General features: G+C 63.3%; 19 protein-coding genes. 9 read left to right on the top strand and 10 right to left on the bottom strand.

What is annotated here, in order from left to right; all coding sequences use genetic code 11:
- Positions 1-2: 2 nt before the first annotated feature.
- Complete coding sequence (gene secA, locus V6B08_RS17955; protein ID WP_341983423.1) at positions 3-2,702, bottom strand: preprotein translocase subunit SecA; 2,700 nt, start codon at positions 2,700-2,702, stop codon at positions 3-5.
- 221 nt (positions 2,703-2,923) lie between these two features.
- Here secA and V6B08_RS17950 point away from each other — a divergent pair, with 221 nt between their 5' ends.
- From V6B08_RS17950 to V6B08_RS17935, 4 genes are all read left to right on the top strand, one after another.
- The gene (locus V6B08_RS17950) at positions 2,924-3,550 is read left to right on the top strand and encodes an IS607 family transposase (RefSeq protein ID WP_341983534.1); all 627 of its coding nucleotides are present in this window, start codon (positions 2,924-2,926) and stop codon (positions 3,548-3,550) included.
- Positions 3,544-4,761, top strand: a complete 1,218-nt coding sequence (locus V6B08_RS17945) for an RNA-guided endonuclease InsQ/TnpB family protein (protein WP_341983421.1) — start codon at positions 3,544-3,546, stop codon at positions 4,759-4,761. Before V6B08_RS17950 ends, V6B08_RS17945 begins: the two co-directional genes overlap by 7 nt.
- 45 nt (positions 4,762-4,806) lie before the next feature.
- Positions 4,807-5,952 (top strand): succinyl-diaminopimelate desuccinylase, encoded by a 1,146-nt coding sequence (gene dapE / locus V6B08_RS17940; RefSeq protein WP_341983418.1) that lies wholly within the window; start codon positions 4,807-4,809, stop codon positions 5,950-5,952.
- Between the two features lie 179 nt (positions 5,953-6,131).
- Positions 6,132-6,728 carry a DUF6624 domain-containing protein gene (locus V6B08_RS17935; protein WP_341983416.1) on the top strand — a complete coding sequence of 199 codons (597 nt, stop codon included), beginning with the start codon at positions 6,132-6,134 and terminating at the stop codon, positions 6,726-6,728.
- 35 nt (positions 6,729-6,763) lie between these two features.
- Here V6B08_RS17935 and truA read toward each other — a convergent pair whose 3' ends face one another.
- From truA to def, 3 genes are read right to left on the bottom strand one after another with little or no spacing between them, the layout of a single operon-like run.
- On the bottom strand, positions 6,764-7,507 hold the full coding sequence (gene truA, locus V6B08_RS17930) for a tRNA pseudouridine(38-40) synthase TruA (protein ID WP_341983413.1): 744 nt from the start codon (positions 7,505-7,507) through the stop codon (positions 6,764-6,766).
- The gene (gene fmt, locus V6B08_RS17925; RefSeq protein ID WP_440588822.1) at positions 7,507-8,442 is read right to left on the bottom strand and encodes a methionyl-tRNA formyltransferase; all 936 of its coding nucleotides are present in this window, start codon (positions 8,440-8,442) and stop codon (positions 7,507-7,509) included. Before fmt ends, truA begins: the two co-directional genes overlap by 1 nt.
- Position 8,443: 1 nt before the next feature.
- A complete protein-coding gene (gene def / locus V6B08_RS17920) occupies positions 8,444-8,962 on the bottom strand; it encodes a peptide deformylase (RefSeq protein ID WP_341983411.1) in 519 nt (172 codons plus the stop codon).
- Between the two features lie 58 nt (positions 8,963-9,020).
- Here def and V6B08_RS17915 point away from each other — a divergent pair, with 58 nt between their 5' ends.
- Together V6B08_RS17915 and V6B08_RS17910 are read left to right on the top strand one after the other, a co-directional pair.
- Positions 9,021-10,415 carry a DNA recombination protein RmuC gene (locus V6B08_RS17915; RefSeq protein ID WP_341983409.1) on the top strand — a complete coding sequence of 465 codons (1,395 nt, stop codon included), beginning with the start codon at positions 9,021-9,023 and terminating at the stop codon, positions 10,413-10,415.
- 23 nt (positions 10,416-10,438) lie between these two features.
- On the top strand, positions 10,439-10,858 hold the full coding sequence (locus V6B08_RS17910; protein WP_341983407.1) for a cupin domain-containing protein: 420 nt from the start codon (positions 10,439-10,441) through the stop codon (positions 10,856-10,858).
- Here V6B08_RS17910 and yddG read toward each other — a convergent pair.
- The gene (yddG, locus tag V6B08_RS17905) at positions 10,855-11,757 is read right to left on the bottom strand and encodes an aromatic amino acid exporter YddG (RefSeq protein ID WP_341983405.1); all 903 of its coding nucleotides are present in this window, start codon (positions 11,755-11,757) and stop codon (positions 10,855-10,857) included. The genes V6B08_RS17910 and yddG overlap by 4 nt on opposite strands.
- A gap of 18 nt (positions 11,758-11,775) precedes the next feature.
- A complete protein-coding gene (locus V6B08_RS17900; protein WP_341983403.1) occupies positions 11,776-12,258 on the bottom strand; it encodes a hypothetical protein in 483 nt (160 codons plus the stop codon).
- Positions 12,259-12,361: 103 nt separating this feature from the next.
- Between V6B08_RS17900 and V6B08_RS17895 the strand changes: the two genes are divergently transcribed.
- Positions 12,362-13,576 (top strand): MFS transporter, encoded by a 1,215-nt coding sequence (locus V6B08_RS17895; protein WP_341983401.1) that lies wholly within the window; start codon positions 12,362-12,364, stop codon positions 13,574-13,576.
- Positions 13,577-13,579: 3 nt separating this feature from the next.
- On the opposite strand, the gene V6B08_RS17890 is transcribed toward V6B08_RS17895, so the two are convergent.
- From V6B08_RS17890 to V6B08_RS17875, 4 genes are all read right to left on the bottom strand, one after another.
- Positions 13,580-14,881: a TRAP transporter large permease gene (locus tag V6B08_RS17890; RefSeq protein ID WP_341983399.1), complete on the bottom strand. Its 1,302-nt coding sequence runs from the start codon at positions 14,879-14,881 to the stop codon at positions 13,580-13,582.
- The gene (locus V6B08_RS17885; protein WP_341983397.1) at positions 14,878-15,396 is read right to left on the bottom strand and encodes a TRAP transporter small permease; all 519 of its coding nucleotides are present in this window, start codon (positions 15,394-15,396) and stop codon (positions 14,878-14,880) included. Before V6B08_RS17885 ends, V6B08_RS17890 begins: the two co-directional genes overlap by 4 nt.
- A gap of 75 nt (positions 15,397-15,471) precedes the next feature.
- Complete coding sequence (dctP, locus tag V6B08_RS17880) at positions 15,472-16,488, bottom strand: TRAP transporter substrate-binding protein DctP (protein ID WP_341983395.1); 1,017 nt, start codon at positions 16,486-16,488, stop codon at positions 15,472-15,474.
- Between the two features lie 56 nt (positions 16,489-16,544).
- Entirely contained in the window at positions 16,545-17,435 is an 891-nt protein-coding gene (locus tag V6B08_RS17875) for a shikimate dehydrogenase (protein WP_341983393.1), read from the bottom strand.
- A gap of 173 nt (positions 17,436-17,608) precedes the next feature.
- On the opposite strand from V6B08_RS17875, the gene V6B08_RS17870 reads away from it, so the two are divergent.
- Entirely contained in the window at positions 17,609-18,319 is a 711-nt protein-coding gene (locus V6B08_RS17870; RefSeq protein ID WP_341983391.1) for a TetR/AcrR family transcriptional regulator, read from the top strand.
- A 222-nt stretch (positions 18,320-18,541) separates the two neighbouring features.
- The gene (locus V6B08_RS17865; protein WP_341983389.1) at positions 18,542-20,422 is read left to right on the top strand and encodes a bifunctional sugar phosphate isomerase/epimerase/4-hydroxyphenylpyruvate dioxygenase family protein; all 1,881 of its coding nucleotides are present in this window, start codon (positions 18,542-18,544) and stop codon (positions 20,420-20,422) included.
- Positions 20,423-20,543: the final 121 nt, after the last annotated feature.

Genomic DNA, 20,543 nt, shown 5'->3' with positions numbered 1-20,543 from the left:
GCTCATTTGCCGTGGCAGTATTTGTATTTCTTGCCCGAGCCGCAGGGGCAGAGCGAATTGCGCGGCGTCGCCCGCCAGGTATTCGGATCGTTGGGATCGACCTGGGCGGAGGCCTGCACCGGACGCGCCGCCAGGGTCGGCTGCGCCTCGCCGCCTTCCAGGGCCTCGCCACGGCTTTCCTGCATAGGTTGGGTGGGGCGCGCGAACAGGTCAGCGGGCGGCTCCTCGGCACGCACTTCCACCCGCGCCAGCACGGCGGTGAGATTCTCGCGCACGCGCAGCAGCATCTGCTGGAACAGCGCGAAAGCCTCGCGTTTGTATTCGTTCAGCGGGTCCTTCTGCGCATAGGCGCGCAGGCCGATGGCCTGGCGCAGGTAATCCAGGTGATGCAGATGTTCCTTCCAGGCCTGATCCAGCACCTGCAGCAGCAGGCTGCGCTCGATCATGCGCATCAGGTCGGGGCCGATATTCGCGGCCTTCTCGGCCATCTTGCGGTCGGCGGCATCCTGCAGGCGCTCATGGATCTCGGTATCGGCGATACCTTCCTCCTTGGCCCATTCCTGGATCGGCAGGTCGAGGCCGAACACGCGGCGCACTTCCTCTTCCAGGCCGGCGGCATCCCACTGCTCGGCATAGGCCTTCTCGGGGATGTGGCGCGTCACCAGGGTTTCAACGATCTCGCGCCGCATGTCGGCCACGGTATCGGCGACATTGTCGGTGCTCATCAGTTCGATACGCTGTTCGTAGACCACCTTACGCTGGTCGTTCATCACGTCGTCGAACTTCAGCAGGTTTTTACGGATTTCGTAGTTCCGCGCTTCGACCTTCTGCTGCGCCTTTTCCAGCGCCTTGTTGATCCAGGGATGGGTGATCGCCTCGCCATCCTTCAGGCCCAGCTTCTGCAGCATGCCGTCCATGCGCTCGGAGCCAAAGATGCGCAGCAGGTCGTCTTCCAGGCTGAGGAAGAAGCGCGAGGCACCGGGATCGCCCTGGCGGCCGGAGCGGCCACGCAGCTGGTTGTCGATGCGGCGGCTTTCATGGCGCTCGGTGCCGACAACGCAGAGGCCGCCTGCCGCCAGTACCTTTTCCTTCTCGGCGGCTACTTCGGCGCGGATCGCCGCAACCTTGGCTTCAAGGGCTGCGCCTTCCAGGCCTTCGGTCTCGGCTCGGATGCGCATTTCGGCATTGCCGCCAAGCTGGATGTCGGTGCCGCGGCCGGCCATGTTGGTGGCGATGGTGACGGCACCCAAGCGGCCGGCCTGGGCGACGATGCCGGCTTCCTGTTCGTGGAAGCGGGCATTCAGCACCGCATGCTGCACGCCCTTCTGCTTCAGCAGATCGGAAAGATGCTCCGACTTCTCGATCGATACCGTGCCGACCAGCACCGGCTGGCCCTTGGCGCGGCATTCGGCGATCAGCGTGGCGATGGCTTCATACTTCTCGCGCGCGGTGCGGTAGACCTCGTCGTCGTTGTCGAGGCGCTTTACCGGCACGTTGGTGGGAATTTCCACCACTTCGAGATTATAGATATCGGTGAATTCCGCCGCCTCGGTCGCTGCCGTGCCGGTCATGCCGGCCAGCTTCGGATACATACGGAAATAATTCTGGAAAGTGATCGAGGCCAGTGTCTGGTTCTCGGTCTGAACTTCAACGCCTTCTTTGGCTTCCAGTGCCTGGTGCAGGCCATCTGAATAGCGGCGGCCTTCCATCATGCGGCCGGTGAATTCGTCGATGATCACCACCTTGCCGTTCTTCACGATGTAATCGACATCGCGGGTGAACAGTTTGTGGGCGCGCAAAGCCTGGTTGGCGTGATGCACCACAGCGATGTTGTCGATATCGTAGAGATCGGTATCGGGCTTGATCAGTCCGGCACCGCGCAGCAACTGCTCGATATGCTCGGTGCCAGCTTCGGTGAAATTCACCGTGCGCTGCTTCTCGTCCTTCTCGAAATCCTCCGGCACCAAGTCAGGCACCAGCACATTGACCTTCACATAGAGGTCGGTGGTGTCTTCTGATGGGCCGGAAATGATCAGCGGCGTGCGGGCTTCATCCACCAGGATGCTGTCCACTTCGTCGACGATGGCGAAGCTGAACGGCCGCTGCACCATGGCCTCGCGCTGGAACTTCATATTATCGCGCAGGTAGTCGAAACCGTATTCGTTGTTGGTGCCGTAGGTCACGTCGCAGGCATAGGCGGCGCGGCGTTCCTCGTCATCCAGGCCATGCACGATGATGCCTGTGGTGAGGCCGAGGAAGCCGTAGACGCGGCCCATCCATTCGGCGTCGCGCCGCGCGAGATAGTCGTTCACGGTAACGACATGCACGCCCTTGCCCGGCAGGGCATTGAGGTAGACGGCCAGCGTAGCGACCAGGGTCTTGCCTTCGCCGGTCTTCATCTCGGCGATCTTGCCGGAATGCAGCACCATGCCGCCGATCAGCTGCACATCGTAATGGCGCTGGCCGAGCACGCGCTTGGCCGCCTCGCGCACCACCGCGAAGGCTTCCACCAGGATGTCGTCGAGGTCGCTGCCCTGTTCCAGGCGGCTGCGGAATTCAGTGGTCTTGGCCTTAAGTTGATCGTCCGACAGGGCGACCATCTGCGGTTCCAGCGCGTTGATCGCTTGTACCTTCTTGGCGAAGCCGCGCACCGCGCGATCGTTGGCCGAACCGAACAATTTCTTGGCGAGCGCGCCGAACATGCCGTACCTCTGATTGTCGGCTGGGGTGTGGGTACCGCTACCGGCGCCCGGGGCCGAAAAACGGCCCGGGTGAGAGATAAGGGGCGGGGGACGCTCTGTCAACGCAAGCGGGCACAACGGCTGGACTTTCAGGGCTTTGGCAGCCTTGTGAACCTGCGAAATACAAAGTGGCCAGTACAAATTTCTTGAAAACTACCCAAAACTATTCTAATCTCTACAATATGAAGAGATTGGTAGGTGTAGGTGAAGCAGCAGAGGCGCTTGGCGTGTCGATTACGACGCTGCGCCGTTGGGAGGCTTCGGGCAGGCTGGCTGCCGAGCACACGGCCGGCGGTCATCGTCGCTATGACCTTGCCAAGCTCAAACCGGAACTCTTTCGCGTACAAGATGATGCCCGGCGGCGTACCGTTGCGTATGCCCGCGTCTCAAGCCACGACCAGAAGGATGATCTGGAGCGACAAAAGCAGGTGTTGGGGCATTATTGCGAGCGGCAAGGTTGGACGTTCGAGGTCATTGCCGATCTTGGTTCGGGCGTGAACTACCACAAGAAGGGCTTGAAGAAGCTACTCGTTGCCGTCATCGACGGCCAGATCGGGCGACTGGTCATCACCCACAAAGACCGGTTGCTCCGCTTTGGCGCAGAACTGGTCTTTGCAATCTGTGAAGCAAAGTCCGTCGAGGTGGTGATTCTGAATCAGGGTGAGGATGCGACATTCGAGGAAGATTTGGCCAAGGATGTGTTGGAAATCATTACGGTATTTTCTGCCCGTCTGTACGGGTCGCGTAGCCGGGCGAACCAGAAACTGCTTGATGGCGTGCGCCAAGCGGTAGAGGCATCGCAATGCTGATCGCCCATCGCATCGCGCTCGATCCGAACGACATGCAGGCCGCATATCTGGCCCGTGCGGCGGGGGCGGCGCGTTTTGCCTACAACTGGGCGTTGGCCGAATGGAAGCGCCAATACGAGGCTTGGAAGGTCGACAACTCCCTGCCCAAGCCTTCGCAAGTGGCGCTGAGGCGCCAGCTGAACGTCATCAAGCGCCACCAGTTCCCTTGGATGCTGGAAGTCACGAAGAACGCGCCGCAGATGGCGATTATTCAGTTGGGGCAGGCATTCCAGAACTTCTTCGCTGGTCGTGCAAAGTACCCGCAGTTCCGCAAGAAGGGCGCGCATGATCGCTTTACGCTCACTAATGATCAGTTTTGCATCGACGCTTCACGTATTCGCATCCCAAATCTTGGCTGGGTGCGCATGCGCGAGACGTTGCGCTTTACAGGCAAGATCATGTCGGCCACGGTGTCTCGTGTGGCTGACCGCTGGTTTGTCAGCATCGTCTTGGACACCGCAAACAGATCACACTTTTCCACAGCCGAAAACCAAGGCGCGGCAGGTGTAGATCTGGGTGTCTCGGTGCTTGCAACACTCTCGACCGGCGAAACGATCCCTGGCCCCAAGCCACACAAGGCTCTGCTTGCCCGGCTACAACGACTCTCGCGCAGCTTGAGCCGAAAGGTCAAAGGATCGGCGAATGGGAAAAAGGCCAAAGCCAAGCTGGCGAGGCTACATGCCCGGATTGCCGACATTCGCAGCGATGCTCTGCACAAGCTCACCACAGATCTCGCTCGCCGATTTCACACCATTGGCATCGAGAACTTGAATGTGCGTGGGATGATGAAGAGCCGCCATCTGGCGCGTTCCATCGCTGACATGGGTTTTTACGAGTTCCGTCGGCAACTGTACTACAAAACGGCAGTGCGTGGCGGTCAGTTGGTGGTGGCTGACCGTTTCTACGCCAGCAGCAAGTCCTGCTCGACTTGTGGTCACAAGCTCGAAGCACTGGCATTGTCGGTGAGAAACTGGACATGCCCGGCTTGCGGTGCACAACATGATCGCGATTTGAATGCGGCGATCAATCTGAAGAACTTGGCGGTGAGTTCCACCGTGTCAGCCTGTGGAGAGGAAGGCGCTGGCTCAGGTCGCAAGACCTTGAGTGAAACCGGCCTCAGTGAAGCAGGAAGCAATCCGCAGATCAGATCAGTTATGATTAGATTTGTATAAGTATTGCGGAACGGTTACATCGCAACCCCGGCAAGGAGTAAACCCGTGATCGATCCCGTTGCGCTCGCCCAAGACCTGATCCGCTGCCCCAGCGTCACCCCCGCCGACCTGGGCGCGCTGGGCGTGCTGGAAGCCACCCTGACCCCCTTGGGCTTCGCCTGCCACCGGCTGAAATTCACCCATCCCGGCACGCCGGATGTGGAAAACCTCTATGCCCGCCATGGTAAGGGGGGGCGCAATTTCTGTTTCGCCGGCCATACCGACGTGGTGCCGGTGGGCGACCGCCAAGGCTGGACCGTCGACCCCTTCGGCGCCGAGATCATTGATGGCCAGCTCTATGGCCGTGGCGCCACCGACATGAAAAGCGCGATTGCCGCCTTTGCTGCCGCTGCTGAACGCTTCCTGGCCGAGCGTGGCGCCGGCTTCGATGGCTCGATCAGCTTCCTGATCACCGGCGATGAGGAAGGCCCGGCCATCAACGGCACCGATAAGGTGCTGAAATGGTTAAAGGATCGCGGTGAAGAGCTGTCCGCCTGCGTGGTTGGCGAGCCGACCAACCCGTTGCGCCTCGGTGAAATGATGAAAATCGGCCGGCGTGGCTCGCTCACTGCCCGCATCGCCGTAAACGGCATCCAGGGCCATGTCGGCTACCCCCATCTGGCCGATAACCCAGTGCCGCGCCTGCTGGATATCCTGCAGGCCCTCAAGACCCGCCGGCTCGATACCGGCAACGCGCATTTCGAGCCGAGCAACCTGGAAATCGTCACCGTTGATGTCGGCAATGCCGCCACCAACGTGATCCCGGCCCAGGCCCGCGCCGTGCTGAATATCCGCTACAACACCGAGCAGACCTCGGCCGGCCTCAAGACCTGGATCGAGACCTGCTGCGGCTTGGGTGGCGAAGGCAGGGTCGAGGTGGCTTTTGAAGACGGCGCGCGGCCCTTCCTCACCCAGCCCGGCCCCTTCGTGCAGGCAATGGCGGAAGCGGTCGCGGAAGGTACCGGCCGGCAGCCGGAACTCAGCACCACTGGCGGCACCTCTGATGCGCGGTTTATTCAAGCCTACTGCCCGGTGGTTGAATTCGGCCTGGTCGGCCAGACCATGCACAAGGTGGATGAGCGCGCCGGGGTGGCCGACATCCGTGCGCTGACGGATGTCTATCTCGGCATGCTGCGGCGCTACTTCGCTTGAAAGATCAATCTGCCTAAATGTGACGGTTGCACAAACCGGTCGCTGCTGCCCGTATCGGCATGCTTGCGGTTGGCGCGTTGCCGGGGCAGGGTTAAGGCGTGGCGAATCGCCCGCTGAATCGGTGCGCCGGTGTCTGGCAGTAAGCCTTTCCGGCCATTATCAAGCCAAGTGGACCTGTCATGGACGATCAACTTCGCCGCCGCCTGTTCGAGATGCTCGAACGCGATACCAAGGCGCGCCAACTCGCCGCCATCGGAGGCGGGCTGTTCGAGGGCTATAACGAAAAGCTGCGCGATGTCTACAACGCAAATGCGCGCGAACTGGCCGAGATCGTCGACCAGGGTGGCTGGCCCGACAAGTACCGGGTTGGCGAGGATGGCGCCACGGTGGCATTCCTGGTGGTGCAGCATGCCATCGGCCTGCCGAATTTCATGCGTGCCTGCCTCGAACTGATCGAGGAAGCCGCCGCCCGTGGCGCCGTGCCGCGCTGGCATGTCGCCTTCCTCACCGACCGCATCCGCGTCATGGAAGGCAAGCCGCAACTTTACGGCACGCAATTCGACTGGGATGAAGCCGGCCAGATCAACCCGCTGCCGATTGAAAGCCCGGAGACGGTGGATGAGCGGCGCAAGGCAATCGACTTGGTGTCGCTGGCCGATGCCATCGTGATCGAGCGCAAGGAACGCGCGGATCGCGGCGAATTGTCGCCCGGCAACTGGGCCCGGCGGCAGGCCGATTTCGTATTCTGGGCAGAAGCGGTTGGCTGGCGCAGCTAGGCTGCGCGCAAGCGAATGGCGGCTGGCGCTAAGCCCTAATACTCCACAGCCATGAAGTAGAGGCCATCGGGCGGCGCGGTCGGCCCGGCGGCGCGGCGGTCGCGTGCAGCCAAAGCCGCGCTCACGTCATCGGCATTCCACTTGCCTTCGCCGACCAGTTTCAGCGTGCCGGCCATGTTGCGCATCTGGTGATGCAGGAAGCTGCGGGCGCGGCCATGGATATGGATTTCTGCACCGGAGCGTTCGACGCGCAGTTCTTCCAGGGTCTTTACCGGCGATTTAGCCTGGCATTCACTGGCACGGAAGCTGGTGAAATCGTGATGGCCGATCAGGCGCTGCGCTGCCTGGTGCATCGCCTCGGCATCAAGCTGCACCGGCACATGCCAAACCAGCCCGGCCTCGATGGTCGGCGGCGGATGCCGCGTCAGGATGCGGTAGAGGTAATGCCGCTGCTTTGCATCCAGGCGAGCATTGAAGTCAGGCGCGGCATAATCGATGCGCAGCACACTCACCGGCTCCAGCCGCAGATGGAAATTCATCCCCGTCAGCAGCCGTTCAGGTGCAAAATCCTTCGGCAGGTCGACATGCGCCACCTGGCCGCGCGCATGCACCCCGGCATCGGTGCGGCCGGCGGCGAAAACCTGCGGCATTTCGCTGTTGCCCAGCATCGCGGCGAAGGCTTCTTCCACCGCCTGCTGCACCGAGCGGCCCGATTCCTGGCGTTGCCAGCCGACATAGGGCCCGCCCTGGTATTCCAGCGTGAGCTTGTAGCGCGGCATCAGCCGAGCCGGGTGCCGGCGGGCAGCGGGCGGCCATTCAGGAAAGCCGCGAGATCCATTGCCGGCTTGCCTGGGCGCTGCAGCCGCAGCAGGCGCAGCGCACCGTCTGCGCAGGCGACAAGGCCCTTGTCATCCAGCATGGTGCCCGGCAATCCCCTGGCCGCCACCGGCTCGGCGGCCAGCACCTTCAGCCGTTCGCCTTCCAGCTCGGTAAAAGTACCAGGCCCTGGATTGAGGGCCCGGATCATGCGGTCGAGTTCGGCGGCGCTTTTCGTCCAATCGAGCTTGCCTTCGTCGCTTTTCAGCTTGGCGGCATAGGTCACGCCCTCGGCACTCTGCGGCACGGGCTGCAAGTCGCCGCGCGCATGGGCATGCAGCGCGCGCAGCATCAGCGGTGCGCCAACTTCGGCGAGCGCGTCATGCAGCTCGATGACCGTCATGCGCGGGCCGATCGGTACCACCGCGCGATCCAGTACCGGCCCGGTATCGAGGCCGATATCCATTTTCATGGCGCAGACACCGGTCTCGGCATCGCCGGCCATCAGCGCGCGCTGGATCGGCGCAGCGCCGCGCCAGCGTGGCAGCAGCGAGGCATGCAGGTTGAAGCAGCCGAGCCGTGGTGCTTCCAGGATCGGCTTGGGCAGCAGCAGGCCATAGGCCACCACCACCGCCGCGTCGGTTTTCAGGCCGGCGAATTCGGCCTGTGCTTCGGGTGTCTTGAGGCTGGTGGGGTGGCGCACCAGCAGGCCCCGGCTTTCAGCGAAGGCCTGCACCGGCGAGGGCGTCAGCTTGTAGCCACGGCCGGCCGGGCGCGGCGGCTGGGTATAGACGGCGGCGATCTCGTCGCCGGCTTCAAGGAAGGCGCGCAGCACTGGCACGGCGAAATCCGGGGTGCCCATGAAAACCAGGCGCAGCCTCTGCGCGGTCGCTGCCATCTCAGGCGTCGGCCTTGAGCCGCTTCATCTTCACCAGCTTGCGCAGGATCATGTTGCGCTTCAGTGCTGAAATGTGGTCGACGAACAGGATGCCTTCGAGATGATCCATCTCATGCTGCAGGCAGATGGCGAGCAGGCCGGTGGCATGCAACTCGCGCTTTTCGCCGTTGTAATCCAGGTAGTCGATCTTCACCTCGGCCGGGCGCACCACCTCGGCATAATGCTCCGGCAGCGACAGGCAGCCCTCTTCGTAGGACTGGTCGTCATCCGACACCCAGGTCACTTCCGGGTTGATGATGTAAAGCGGCTGCTTTTCCTCATCCTCGCGCGACACGTCGATCACCAGCATGCGCTTCGGGATGCCGACCTGGATCGCCGCCAGGCCGATGCCGGGCGCGGCATACATGGTCTCCAGCATGTCGTCGAGGGTACGGCGAATGTCGTCGTCCACGGTTTCGACGGCTGTGGAAATCTGGGTCAGCACCGGGTCGGGTGCCACAAGGATGGGTAACAGGGCCATGGCAGGGAAATAAGGGCCGGGCTGGCGGTCCGTCAAGCCCGCTGCTATGGATTAGGGCATGGATAATGCCTTGATTCTCGCGATTCCACTGCTGGTGCTCATCCTGGGCGGCATCGTGCTGCTCTACCTGCGCGTCAACCGCGGCCAGGGGCCGGATCTGGCCGGCCCGCTCCAGGCCCGGCTGGAACAGGCATTGGCCGACCGTGCCGCTGCGCTGGAACAGGCCCGGCTGCATGGCATCGAGGTGGAGAAGGCAATGGCTGCCCGCGATGCCGCCATCGCCGCCAAGGAACTGGAACTCGGCCGCCGCGTCGAAGCCGAGCGCGAGGCGGCCCTGGCCCGGCAAAAGCTGGTGGATTTCGAGCAGCTTAAACAGCAGATGACCGAGGCCGCCAAGGCTGCGACGCTCGAAAGTGGCAAGCAGCTTTCCGGTCAGTTGCTGGAACAGCATAAGCGCGAGGCGGAAGCCGCCAAGCAGCAGCAGGAAGCGGCGATCAAGCAGACCACGGAAGCCCTGACCCAGCGGTTGGAGCAGGTCAGTGCCGGCCAGGTCGCCAGCGTGGCGCAACTGAACCAGACCCAGATCACGGTGGCGACCATCCACCGCGCCATCTCGCATCCCGGCGGCGCCGGCCGCATGGCGGAAATCGGCCTGGAGAATCTGCTGAAATCCTTTGGCCTCGAACCCGGGGTGGATTTCATCGTGCAGTACCACGTTGCTGGTGATGGTGAACGCGGCACGCAACGGCCCGATGCCGTGGTGTTTCTGCCGGGTGATGCGGCCCTGGTGATCGATTCCAAAGCGTCGAAAACCCTGCTCGATCTTGCCGAAGCCGAGACGCAAGCGGCAGCCGAGGATGCCCTCGCGCGGTTCGCACAGCGCATGAACCAGCATCTGCGCAGCCTCAGCAGCAAGGAATACGGCAAGGGTGTGCTGGATCAGTACAAGACGCTGGGGCGTGGTGGCAGTTTAAGCCGCACCATCATCGCCATGGCGCTGCCCAATGATGCGGCGGTGGAAAAGCTGCGCCAGGCCGATCCGACGCTGGAGCGGCTGGCGGCAGAGAAGGATATCGTCATCGCCGGGCCTTCGGCGCTGGCGGCGATCATCAGCATGGCGCGGGTGAACATTTTCGCCGGAAGGCAATCAGAGAACCAGGAGCAGATCGTCGAGGCCGTGCGGCTCTTGATCGATGGCCTGGTGACGGCGCTTGGTGCTGCCGAGAAATCCGCCAAGGGTTTCGCCACCGCTGCCGAACAGCTTGAAGCCTTCACGCGCTCGGTGAATTCGCGCCTGCTGCCGCGTGTGCGTAGGCTTGCGCAGCTTGGCATCCGCCCGAGCAAGCAGCCGCCGCAGGCTCTGCCCGGTGTGCAGGTGACGGTACAGCAGGGCGATGCCATTGATGCCGAGGCCGAGGAAATCCTGCCGCCCCGCATCGGCAAGCCTGAGTAGCAGCCCGGGTAATAGGGGGTATCGTGAGCGAAGCCGACGACATCATTGCCGCCCTGGGTTTGCAGCCGCATCCCGAAGGCGGGCATTTCGCCGAAACCTTCCGCGATGCCGCCAGTAAGGATGGCCGCAGCCATGGCACGGCGATCTATTTTCTCTTGAAACGCGGCGAGCGCTCGCATTGGCATCGCGTTGATGCCGCCGAAATCTGGCATGTCTATGCCGGTGCGCCGCTGAAACTCGGCATCGCCGCGCCAGGCGAGAAGGCGAAATGGCTGTTGCTTGGCGGCGATGTGCTGGCCGGCCAGCGGCCGCAGGCGGTGGTGCCTGCAGGCCATTGGCAGGCGGCGGAATCCAGCGGCGACTATACCCTGGTCGGCTGCACCGTGGCGCCGGGCTTCGACTTCAAGGGTTTTGAACTGGCACCGCCCGGCTGGGAGCCTTAGGCCGCTTTCTTCCTTAAATCCCCGGCGCCGAGCACGGCACCGCCGGCAATCAGCAGGCAGGCGGTGGCTACCTGCCAGGTGAAGGCGCCCTTGCCGAAAAGGATCAGCAGCAAGGTCGAGAGCAGCGGCGTGGCATAGGCCATGGCGCCGAGCGCGCGGATATCGCCGCGCTTCATGCCGATATCCCAGAGGAAGAAGGCGCCGCCGGCAGGGCCGAGGCCGAGCGCCAGCACCGCCAGCCATTCAGTGACATCGGCTGGCCAGAACGTGGTTTCCCATAAGCCATGCCCGCCCCAGGCGAGCAGGGCGGCAACCGCGCAGAAGCCGCCGATCGAGCCGGTCGGCACATCGGGTACGCGGCGGCAGAGCACGGAATAGATCGACCAGGTGAAGGCGCAGGCGAAGGCGGCGAGGAAGCCCGGCAGATGCGCCGGATCGAAGGCAATCTCCTTGCCGAGAAACAGCACCACGGTGCCACAGAGGCCGAGCAGCACGCCGATGGCATGAAACCAGCGCAGGCGCTCGCCCGGCAGCAAGGCGGAAAAGGCAACGATCAGCAGCGGCCAGAGGTAGTTGATCAGGCTGGCTTCCAGCGGCGGCGCGAATTTCAGTGCCACGAAGTAGAGTGCGTGATAGCCGAACAGGCCGAAGATACCCAGTGCCCAGATGGCAGGCGGCAGGCGCAGATAGCCGAGCGGGTTTTCGCGCCGGGCGATCCAGGTGCCGAATGCCAGCAGGGCGGCGATGCTGAAGGTCATGCCGGTCAGCTGCAGCGGCGGCACCGCGCCTGTGAAGGTGGTGAGCAGCGCCAGCGAGGACCAGAGCAGGATGGCGCAGGCACCTATAAGCGTGGCGCCGGTTCGCGTGGCGCGCAGGCGCGCCGCGGTATCGGTAGACATGAATAAACCTGGAAGAATTTAGGCGGCGCGGGCGCCGTCGAGGCGGAAATACAATGGCGACTGGTCCTGTTCGATCAGGCTCAGCTTGCCACGGACCATCAGCGGCGCATTGTTCAGCGCCACCGGCTGGGCAGCACGGACCGCGACGATGCGCGTAAGATCGCCCATCATGCAGGTGGAGCAGTGGAACTGCATGCCGCCGAGCAGGAATTCGCTATGGGCCGGGGAATTGCTGAACGGCATCATGTAGCCGGTCAGCGTCACCTCGGTATTGTGCAGCGCGCGGAGCGCTGCGGGGAAACGGCTCATGGCGCCATCGCGGAAGCGGGTTTCGCCGGCTTCGGCCAGCAGGCTCCAGTCCACTGCGCCATCGGTGGACGGTACGCCAAGGCGCAGATGAGAGGGCGCCGGTTCCAGCGACATCGCCTGCGCCGGCATGGCGACGAAGCCACTGGCGGTAGCGGCGAGGGCGAAGTTGGAAAGGAAATGGCGGCGCAGCATGGTCGGCCTCCGGTTGGCATCTGCCCGTATAATGTAGGCATTTACGCATCCTCCGCCAAGGGCTGCTTGACGCTGCCAGACAGTAAGATTATTGCCGGGAGCCATGTCCGCCGGCCCAGAACCAACAAATTTCCGCCATAACGGCTGGCCGCTGGTCATGGCGCTGTCCTTCGCCCAGCTGGTCTCCTGGGGCACCATCTACTATGGCTTCGCGCTGTTCGTGGTGCCGATGGAGGAGGCGCTTGGCTGGAACCGTGCCACTCTCAATGGCGCGATGTCGCTCGGCTCGCTGGTCGGCGGCTTCTGCGCCTATCCGGTGGGCAGGCTGATCGACCGCCATGGCGGCCGCCTGCTGATGAGTGCCGGCTCGCTCGTCGCGTCGCTGATGTTTGTCATCTGGTCGCAGGTGGAGCAGGTCTGGGTTTTCTATGCGCTGTGGATCGGGCTGGGCGCCACCAAGGCGATGACGCTCTATGACCCGGTCTTCGCCGTGGTCACAAGGCTGTTCCCGGACAATTTCCGCCGCCGCATCACCATCATCACCCTGCTGGGCGGCCTCGCTTCCACTGCCTTTGTGCCGCTGACGGCATTCTTCATCCACTGGCTCGGCTGGCGTGATGCCTTGCTGGCGCTGGCGGCCTGCAACCTGCTGATCTGCCTGCCGGTGCATGCCCTGTGGCTGCGCGACCGTACGGCACCGCCTGCTCCGGTGCATACAGCGCCCGAATTACCGCAAAGCCGTGGCCCGATGCAGCGTGCATTGCGCCATCCAGCTTTCTGGGCCCTGCTGGTCAGCTTCACGGCCTTTACCACGGTGGCGGCGTCGCTGACCTTCCACTATTTCCCGCTGGTCGCCGAGCGCGGCGTGCCACAGGCCTTGGCCGTGGCGATTTTCGCCGTGATCGGTCCCTGTCAGGTGCTGGGCCGCATCGTCCTGCTGGCCTTGCCGCCGATGAACGTGGCGACGATAGGGCGCATCGTGGTGCTGATCTTCCCGCTGTCGGTGCTGATGCTGCTGCCGACCGATGGCGGCGCGATAATGCTGTTCGCCTTCATCCTGCTCTATGGTCTGGCCAATGGCTGCATGACCATTGTGCGCGGCACGGCGGTGCCGGATTTGCTGTGGCGCCAGGGCTATGGCGCGATCAACGGCGCCATCGCGCTGCCCGGCAGCATCGCCGCCGCCGTGGGGCCGACGGCAGCGGCTCTGCTTTGGGAAATCTCAGGCGCTTACGGCCCGGTGCTGTGGGTGATTTTCGGCCTCAGCCTGCTGGTTGCCGGTGCCTTCTGGTTCGCGGTCAGCCGCCGCGAGCAGTAGACCTCAGCCCTGGTAGCCGAGCAGGTGCGGCAGCCACAGCACGGTTTCGGGCACGAAGGTGATCAGCGCCAGGGCGGCCATCATGGCGAACAGGAAAGGCATTGTGTCCTTCACGATGTCACGCACCGGCACCTCGGCGATGCGCGTCATCACGAACAGCAGCAGGCCATAGGGCGGCGTGATCAGCCCGAGCATGATATTCACCACCACCACGACGCCGAAATGCACCAGGTCGATGCCCAGCGCCTTGGCGGTGGGGATCAGCACCGGCACCACCACCAGCAGGATCGTGGTGCCTTCCAGCAGGCAGCCCAGCACCAGCAGCAGGATGTTGACCAGGATCAGGTAGGTGGTCGGACTCAAATCCCAGGCATTGAGCAATACCTTGATGCTGTCCGGGATATTCTCCACCGTTACGACATAATTGAACACCAGGGCGCCGGCGATCAGCATGCCGATGGAAGCCGAAGTGCGCGCGCTGGTCAGCACCGAGCCGTATAAATCGCGCCAGGAAACGCTGCGGTAAAGCACAACCGAGATCATCAGGGCATAGGCTGCTGCCACCGCCGCCGCCTCGGTCGGCGTGGTGATGCCGCTGTAGATGCCGCCGAGCAGCACCACCGGCATCATGATGGTGGGCAAAGCGCGCCAGGTGATCAGCGGCAGCTCGCGCAGGGGTGTCGGCGGCTCCACCGGAAAATTGCCGCGCCGTGCCTGGACGCCGACAATGAACATCTGCGCACCGGCCATCAGCAGGCCGGGAATCAAACCGCCGAGGAACAGGAAGCCAATGGAAGCATCGGAAACCAGGGCATAGAGGATCATCGGGATCGAGGGCGGAATGATCGGCCCGATCACGGCGGTGACGGCGGTGAGCGCAGCGGCATAGGAGGCGCGGTATTTGTTATTCGCCGTCATCATCTGCTGCATCATCTTGCCGGTGCCGGCGGCATCGGCGATGGCCGAGCCGGACATGCCGGCGAAGATGATGCTTTGCAGCACATTGACCTGCGCCAGGCCGCCACGGAAGCGCCCGACAATGGCATCGCAGAAGCGCAGCAGGCGCTCGGTCATCGAACCGATATTCATCAGTTCGGCGGCGAGGATGAACAGCGGCACCGCCAGGATGATGTAGTTGGAATACATGCCGTTGAGCAGTTGCTCGGCGGCGGTGCCCATATCCAGGCCGGCAAGCCAGAGATAGAGGATCGAACCGGCGATCATGGCATGCCCGATCGGCAGGCCGAGGAAGGCCAGCAGCGTCATGGTGACGATACAGAGCGAGAAGGGACTGGCCAGATTCATACGCCGGAAACCGTCTTGGTCGGGTCGATGGCCTCAGGTGCCCGGCCCCACACCGCCTGGCCGCAGAGCCAGAGGTAGCGCACCAGCACCGCGATGATGAACACCACATAGATCGAGAACAGCCAGTCGAAGCGGATCTTCAGATAGGCGGTCTTTTCCACCTTCATGAACATCACATAATCAGTGCTGGCTGGCAGCGAGGCGCCATAGAGCAGCAGCAGGCCGATGCCGGAAATCAGCAGCATGGCGCGCCGCGCCTTCGGGCCGGCGGCGCCGGTAAACAGGTCGAAGCGGATTTCTTCTTCCTCACGCAGCACGAAGGCGGCGCCCCACAGCACCAGCCACAGCCACAGCACGGTGCTGGCCTCGTTGGTCCAGCCGGTTTTCATGTTCAGCAGGTAGCGGAACACGATCTGCAGCAGAAACAGCACGAACATGACGCCGAGCATTGCCGCCAGCAGGTTCTCGGCGCGGCGGTGCAGGAAGCTGCCCCAGCGTTTCATGGTGTTGTGCATGTCGTGTCCACCCCACTGGAAAACCGAGATGGCCCGGACCTCCCCCCGAAGGCCCGGGCCTCGCGCTAGTGTACTTTACAGCGCGTTGATGCGGTCCAGCATACCCTTCGGCCAGTCCTTGGCCAGATCGGAGGCCAGGTACTTCTGCTGCGCATGCTTGCGGAAGGCGGCCTGGTCCGGCTCATAGACCTGCACGCCCTTGCTCTTGAAGAATTCCACCAGTTCCTTCTCGCGGCTCTGGTGCTTCTTGGTCGAGAAGTCGATTGCCGAGTCGGCGGCGGCCTGGAAATTCTTCTGCTGCGCCGCGTTCATGCCGGTCCACACCTTGTTCGACACCGTGAGCAGGTCGAAGCCGACCAGATGCGATGTCATGACGATCTGCGACATCACTTCGTAGAACTTCATGTTCTCGACATTCGGCAGCGGATTGTCCTGTGCATCGATGGCGCCGGTCTGCAGGCCGGTATAGACCTCGGCATAGGCCATGGCGGTGGGGTTGGCGCCGAGCGACTCGCCCAGGAACTGCCAGGCCTCGCCCGGCGGCATGCGCAGCTTGATGCCGGCCAGATCAGCGGGTGTGTTGATCTTCTTGTTCGGCTTCAGGCCCACCTGCCGCGCGCCGAAATAAGTCGGGCCGAGAATGCGCACGCCGAGCTTGTCCTCGGTCATCGCCTTCATTTCAGCGCCGGCCGGGCTGGCGAAGAACTTGGCCAGATGGTCGGCATCGCGGAACAGGTAGGCGGCGGTGAGGATCGACCAGGCCGGAATCTGCTTGGAAATATCCTGCGGCGCGATGTTGCCCATTTCCAGGTTGCCGCGCTGCAAGGCCACCAGCTCGGTACCCTGCTTGAACAGGTTGCCGCCGTAATAGCCCTCGAACACGAAGTCGCCGGCCACGCCCTCGGCGAATTTCTTCATCATCTCGGCGCGAATATCCTGCTCCGAGAACACCGCCGAGAAGCGCAACTTCGGCTTGGCCTGGGCCTGGGCCTCGCGCGAGACGATGGCGGGGAAGCCGGCGAGACCTGCCGCCAGCATGGTGGCTTGGGCGGTGCCGGCCAGGAAGCGCCGGCGGGTGGTGTGCATGCTCATTTGTTTCCTCCGTTTTTATGGTTCGTGGGTAAGCAAAGCTCGACTGAACGGGTAAGCTAACGGCTGCCTTGCGCCTTGCCGGCAGCGAGGAAATGCCGCGTCATCGCCTCCGCATCGGGCGCGATACCGCTGAACAATTCGAACGCCTTCACCGCCTGGAAGATCGCCATGCCGGCGCCCGGCAGCACGGTGCAGCCAAGGCCGCGCGCCGCTTGCAGCAGGGCGGTTTCGGCAGGGAAATAGATGATGTCGGCCACCCAGTGGCGCGGCTTGAGCCAGCCCAGCGGGATCGGGCTGCCGGGATAGCTGGCCATGCCGATGGGGGTGGCATTCACCACGCCATCGGCACGGTGCAGGGCCATTTCCGCATCACTCACCGGCACGATCTGTTTGGTGCCGAAACGCTCGGCCAGTGCAACCGCGCGTGCCGGATCGGTGTCGAACACCGCCACCTGACTGGCGCCGAGATCGAGCAGGGCGCGTGCCACCGCAAGGCCGGCACCGCCGGCACCGAGTAACAGCACATATTCACGCCGCGCCTCTGCTAGGCCACGGCGGAAGCTTTCCGCGAAGCCCCAGCAATCGGTGTTGTAACCATGGCGCCGGCCGGCCTCGAATACCACGGTGTTGACCGCACCGATGGCGGCAGCTTCCGGCGAAAGTTCGTGCAGCAGCGGGATCACCGCCTGCTTTACCGGATGGGTGATGTTGAGGCCGCGATAGCCTTCGGCCTCGGCCTTGTCGAGCAGGTCTGCCAGTTGCGTGCCAGCAGGCAGCTCAGCCAGGTCGATGCGGTGATAGCTGTAAGGCAGGCCGAGGCGGGCCCCCTCGGCCTCATGCATGTAGGGCGTGCGCGAGGCGCCGATGCCATGGCCGATCAGGCCGGCCAGCACGGCTTGTTGCGTCCCGTCCCTGGAGGGCCGCAATTTGGCGTCGAGCGCATTCACGCCGTCATTCCTCCCTGCAAGCTGGCGGCGCTTCCTGGGAACCAGGGCGTCGCGGGCCTGTTGCTCTGCCGGGAATCACGGTATCTGATACCAGTATTCCGGCTTGCCGGGACTATGTACGAACTAGTTCGTCCGTGCAACGGGTAAGTTGCCGGGCTGCAAAGGGCAGGAGCATGACGGCCAAAAAGGCTGGGGAAACAGGCAAGACAACGGCCAGGGCAGGGACCGGGGCGGCCAGGACGGAGGGCGCCCCGCGCAGCCCGAATCCAGAGGCGACGCGGCTGAATATTCTGGAAGTCGCCACCGAGGAATTCGCCCGCATGGGCCTAGCCGGCGCGCGCGTGGATGAGATCGCGGCCAAGACCGGCTCGTCCAAGCGCATGATCTATTATTACTTCAAGGACAAGGAAGGCCTCTATATCGCCGCGCTGGAAGAGGCCTACCGCAAGGTGCGGCAGACCGAGGCGACGCTGGACCTGGAGCATCTGCCGCCGGTCGAGGCGTTGCGCAAGCTGGTGGAATTCACCTTCGACCACCATGGCGCCAACGAGGATTTCATCCGCCTGGTGATGATCGAGAATATCCACCATGCGGAGTACTTGGCGCGGTCCGAAGCGATCCAGGAACTCAATGTTTCCGCCATCGGCGAGGTCGAGCGGGTCTACAAGCGCGGCGTCAAGGAGGGCCTGTTCCGCAAGGGCCTCACCGCCATCGACCTGCATTGGCAGATCAGCGCGCTGTGTTTCTTCAATGTCTCGAACCGCGCGACATTTTCGAAAATCTTCCGCACCGATCTCGGCTCCCGCAAGGCCCAGGCCGCCTTGCGCGAACACACCGTCGAGATGGTGCTGCGCAACGTGCTGAAATCGGCGCGGGATAGCTGAAAACAGCCTGTATTGTCATACCCGCGAAAGCGGGTATCCCATTCATCTTGTCCTGGCCAATAATGGGATACCCGCTTTCGCGGGTATGACAATTCCATTAGCCATGCGCGATCGCAAAATTCCCGCCTTGACCCTGGCCGGCTTCGCCGCCATCTTATGTACGAACCAGTTCGTTCATAGTGGGCCGGAACCATAACCGGCTCAGGTCCGGGAGGCCAGACGATGAAAACCTCGATCGCCACCGTGTCGATCAGCGGCACCTTGACCGAGAAGTTGCAGGCCATCGCGGCGGCCGGTTTCCAGGGCGTGGAGATTTTCGAGAATGATTTCCTGGCTCAGGATGGTTCGGCGCGCGAGGTCGGCCGCATGGTGCGCGATGCCGGGCTGGAAATCACGCTGTTCCAGCCGTTCCGCGATTTCGAGGGTCTGCCGGAGCCGCAGCGCAGCAAGGCTTTCGACCGCGCCGAGCGCAAATTCGACCTGATGCAGGAAATGGGCACCAGCCTGATGCTGGTCTGCTCGAATATCTCGCCGCTCTCGCTTGGCGGCATCGACCGCGCAGCGGCGGATTTTCGCGAGCTAGGCGAGCGCGCGGCGAAACGCGGCCTGCGCGTCGGCTACGAAGCGCTGGCCTGGGGGCGCCATATCAACGACCATCGCGATGCCTGGGAGATCGTGCGCCGCGCCGATCACCCCAATATCGGCCTGATCCTCGATTCCTTCCACACCCTGTCGCGCCGTATCGATCCGAATTCGATCCGCGCCATCCCGAAGGACAAGATCTTCATCGTGCAGCTTGCCGATGCGCCGCGCATCGACATGGACCTGCTCTACTGGAGCCGGCATTACCGCAATATGCCAGGCCAGGGCGACCTGCCGGTGCTGGATTTCATGCGCGCCGTCGCTGCTACCGGCTATGACGGCGTGCTGTCGCTGGAAATCTTCAACGACCAGTTCCGTGGCACACCGCCGCGCCAGATCGCCCAGGACGGCCGACGCTCGCTGGTGGCGCTGATGGATCAGGTGCGCCGCCGCGAACCGGGCATCGCCTATCGCGTGCCCGAGATGCCGGACCGCATCGCCGTCGAGGGCGTCGAGTTCATCGAGTTCGCAGCAAGCGAGACCGAAGCCGAAGCCCTGGCCCGGCTGTTCCGCAGCCTCGGTTTCCGCCGCGCCGGGCGGCATCGTTCCAAGGATGTGGTCTGGTGGCGCCAGGGCGGCATCAATCTGGTGATCAACACCGAGCCGGAAGGCTTCGCCCATGCTGCCTATCTGCTGCATGGCACGGCGGTCTGCGATATCGGGCTGCATGTCGAGGATGCCGCTGCCACGCTCAGCCGCGCGCGGCAACTCGGCGCGGCGATGTTCGAACAGCCGGTGGCGCCGGGCGAACTCAGCATCCCGGCGATCCGTGGCGTCGGCGGCGGGCTGTTGCATTTTCTCGACCGCAAGAGCGATCTGGCCCGCGTCTGGGATATCGAATTCATCCCCGAGGCCGATACGGCGGTGCCGGTGGATGCCGGGCTGACCCGCATCGACCATGTGGCGCAAACCATGCCGCATGAGGAAATGCTGACCTGGATCCTGTTCTACACAACACTCTTCGCCACCCATAAGACGCAACCGGTCGATATCGTCGATCCGGCCGGCCTGGTGCGCAGCCAGGTGATCGAGAATGTCGCCGGCACGCTGCGTCTGACATTGAACGGCGCCGAGAATGACCGCACCCTTGCCGGCCACTTCCTCGCCGAACGCTTCGGTTCCGCCGTGCAGCATGTCGCCTTTGCCACCGATGATATCTTCTCCACTGCCGCCGCGCTTAAGCGCAATGGTTTTGAGGCGCTGAAACTCTCGCCGAATTACTATGATGATCTCGAAGCCCGCTTCGGCCTCGACGATGACCTGCTCGAGCGCCTGCGTGCAGGCAACATCCTCTATGACCGCGACGAGGCCGGCGAGTATTTCCAGCTTTATGGTCCCAATGTCGGCGGCGGCTTCTTCTTCGAGATCATCCAGCGCGGCGGCTATGGCGGCTATGGTGCCGCCAATGCGCCGTTCCGCATCGCCGCCCAGAAACGCCATATCGCCGCCCCCGCTCCCTGAATGCCGGCACCCTGACCGGCCAATAGCGCAAGCGCGTAATCATTTCTTTATGGGGAGCGAACTTGACCGTCGCGGGAAACGGGTGGAGATTCCGCCCATCCACGACCGGACATAAGTTTCC

It is taken from the genome of Ferrovibrio sp. MS7, assembly GCF_038404985.1.
Lineage (GTDB): Bacteria > Pseudomonadota > Alphaproteobacteria > Ferrovibrionales > Ferrovibrionaceae > Ferrovibrio > Ferrovibrio plantarum.
Note: the sequence above shows the minus strand (reverse complement) of the source record. Positions and strands in the feature narration are given on the sequence as shown.